Genomic DNA, 2,609 nt, shown 5'->3' on the forward strand with positions numbered 1-2,609 from the left:
AGACTGAACTCACTTTCTGACTGGCTTTTGACCAAGGATGCCAGAGAATTGAGCTGTTCCAGAACAAACTGATCTTGCCGTTTCTGGTAGAACCCCAGACTATAGTCCTTCACCAACCAAAGCGCTGATCCGCACAGTATCAGGACAATAGCCGTATGCAGTAAGGTGTAACGTAGCAGTGAGGATCTTTGTAACCGACCCAGAGGGTTAAGCCGGCTCACGGAGAACATAACCCGCTCCTCTCACGGTCTGAATCAGGGCTACCCCTCCGGCAGAATCCAGCTTTTTCCTCAATTTAGCGACATGCACATCAATAATGTTGCTGCCCGGATCAAAGTGATAATCCCACACGGATTCAAACAGCATGGTTCTGGAGATCACCTGACCTTTATGCTCAAGAAGAAAGCGCAGAAGTTGGAACTCTCTCGGCTGAAGATTGACTTCCATCTGGTTTTTGATTACACGCCTGGACAATAAATCCACTTCAAGAAGGTCTAGCCAGAGGGTATTTTCAGGAAGCACCATATCGGTCTGTATGCGGGTGATGCAGTACTGCTCGGTATCACGGTGATAAGCGTTGATCATAAATACAGACCCTGATAGCAATTCTGGTTTCCGGCGTCTGTTGGACTTAAGCTTTCAAATTGTCTCAAATCCATCAGGCCCATTAGGGAAGGGTCGCTCTATTGTACAGATAGATGCACCTTAGTCCAGCCATGATCCGGGTCTGAGAGGCAATAGAATTATCCATCAAAGTACAGTCGCAGGTCTTGTTAGACTTTTTACCGGGCAGGAACATCGGGACAGTTCTGCTCAGCAGGCTCTAAAGTCATCATTACCAGTCGATGTTAATTCAAGGGGCTGATCTTGGGTAGAAGGGGTGACATAGTAATTGGCAACCCTCAACCGTTTTAAACTCCCGGCTTTCAGCACCATCATCGGATAATATCCCGAAGGGTTACTTTTGTAATTTTAATCAGAAGCTCTAAAGTGGTTAATCCATTGTAAAAAGATGCTTTTTATTGAGAAGGACTCTGAATATAACAACGCTTAGTCAGCCATTCCGCATGAGTCATGGACGTTGCAGAGAAAATAAAAGGACAGCTGAAAATTAAAATCATTCCTTTAGACTTTAGACTTTAGACCATCTTCATCTATACCGGACCGCTGAGATGGGGAAGCAATCGGTTTGCCGCCCCGGGTAAAGTTAATCTGAATTCTAAGAAGTCGCTGGTGGTCTTTTCAATAAGATCGTTAACGGCTTCCTATAGTTTGGTCTCGCGAGTGTCTGTATCCGAAGGCTCGAAAGAGGTCTGCCTGCTGATGGGACAGATTTCTATTTGGTATGGGCCAGACCATTGCTGATTTCGATTATCGAACCAGGTTTTTAGCTGGTCGGCATTCACTGCTTTCGACGTCCAGATGTTAAAGCTCACCGTCTGGCTGGTTTCCCCCAGACTGTACGACACCAGATCATACCCTCCTGTGTATTGCAGCATGAGCCTTATCTGCTGCAATCTGTCGATGTCCAATATGCTTGAGTCCGAGTCAAAGGTGAAACTCACCTGAAACTGGTTTGTAAAGCGAGTGTGGCTGAAAAATAAGGCAGCAAGAGCCGAGCCGAAAAGTCCAGAGGTCAGGCATCCGGCTCCAAATTTAGTCATTCCTGCACCAAACCCGGCACCGGAACTTATTCCTGTTATACACAGAGCACCCAGAACCGCATACTTTCCACGGGACCACGACGGATTTACTACGGAGTCACATACCTGGTTACCACCACATGAGCACTGCATCAGACAGTTGTGCTCTAGCGCTTCCGGGTCACTTACAAAAATGCCACATCGAGGATATGGCTGGCAGGCATACATTTCGTCAGCTTCCATAGCAACCAGACTGGCGAATAAGCGGACAAGCGTCTGCAGCTGATTTGATGGAATATGAATGACCGGAACACTTGCAGCACTCTCTATTCTTTCCAGGAAAGCAGTAACTGTGGCAGTCCCGGTTGGCAGTTTGGAGACAGAATGTTTCGAAACAGCAGCGGGTTGAGAGGTTAAGGGTCGATCAGAAGCACGGGAGGGCGCTGTAGCTGACGAAGATGCACTGTACGAAATTGAAGCCTCTTCTCGATTTTTTGAAAGTGAGACAGGTTTTCATATTCGTTCTATTTTCCCCCATCAGGCGGGTCAGGAGTTTCGCAGCATCAACGTTGCTTTCAACCTTCGTGACGACCAGCTGGTTACACTTCAGGATGAACCTACTGCCCTTTTCCGATTAATGAGGAACTATCTGAAACTTCAACACATCAAGGCACGAACACCGATCGATATCTTGATCGCTTTGTTTGATACTAAAGTTCAGTTTCTGGCTGACACTCTGGAAGAAGTTTACGAGAATCTCGAAGCCACCAGTCAGCATGCTCTTTCTGATGATGACACTGACGTCGATGACCTGTTGAAAAATATTACCCTGCAGGAAGATATAAACGGCAAAGTTCGTCTTAATCTGCTGGACAGCCAGCGCTGCCTTGGATACATCCTGAAAAACTGCCGTCACAAGCTGGATGACGGACAGGTCGACCAGGTACGAGACATTCTGCGTGATAT

4 protein-coding genes are annotated in these 2,609 nt (G+C 47.0%); 1 reads left to right on the forward strand and 3 read right to left on the reverse strand.

Annotated elements, in window-relative coordinates; all coding sequences use genetic code 11:
* The 3 genes from KDK16_RS01905 to KDK16_RS01915 all read right to left on the reverse strand — a co-directional run.
* Positions 1–230: hypothetical protein (locus KDK16_RS01905; RefSeq protein WP_257274414.1), on the reverse strand; the 230-nt coding region annotated here is incomplete at its 3' end.
* Positions 208–585: a winged helix-turn-helix domain-containing protein gene (locus tag KDK16_RS01910; RefSeq protein ID WP_257274415.1), complete on the reverse strand. Its 378-nt coding sequence runs from the start codon at positions 583–585 to the stop codon at positions 208–210. The genes KDK16_RS01905 and KDK16_RS01910, both read right to left, overlap by 23 nt.
* A 680-nt stretch (positions 586–1,265) precedes the next feature.
* Positions 1,266–1,886, reverse strand: a complete 621-nt coding sequence (locus KDK16_RS01915) for a hypothetical protein (protein WP_257274416.1) — start codon at positions 1,884–1,886, stop codon at positions 1,266–1,268.
* Positions 1,887–2,115: 229 nt separating this feature from the next.
* Here KDK16_RS01915 and KDK16_RS01920 point away from each other — a divergent pair.
* Positions 2,116–2,609: CorA family divalent cation transporter (locus tag KDK16_RS01920; protein ID WP_373690896.1), on the forward strand; the 494-nt coding region annotated here is incomplete at its 3' end.

The sequence above is a fragment of the Endozoicomonas sp. SESOKO4 genome, from assembly GCF_024606275.1.

Excerpts from the sequence above, each read along its gene's own strand:
- KDK16_RS01910 (WP_257274415.1), bottom strand. The coding sequence starts at position 585 with ATGATCAACGCTTATCACCGTGATACCGAGCAGTACTGCATCACCCGC.
- KDK16_RS01915 (WP_257274416.1), bottom strand. The coding sequence starts at position 1,886 with ATGGAAGCTGACGAAATGTATGCCTGCCAGCCATATCCTCGATGTGGC.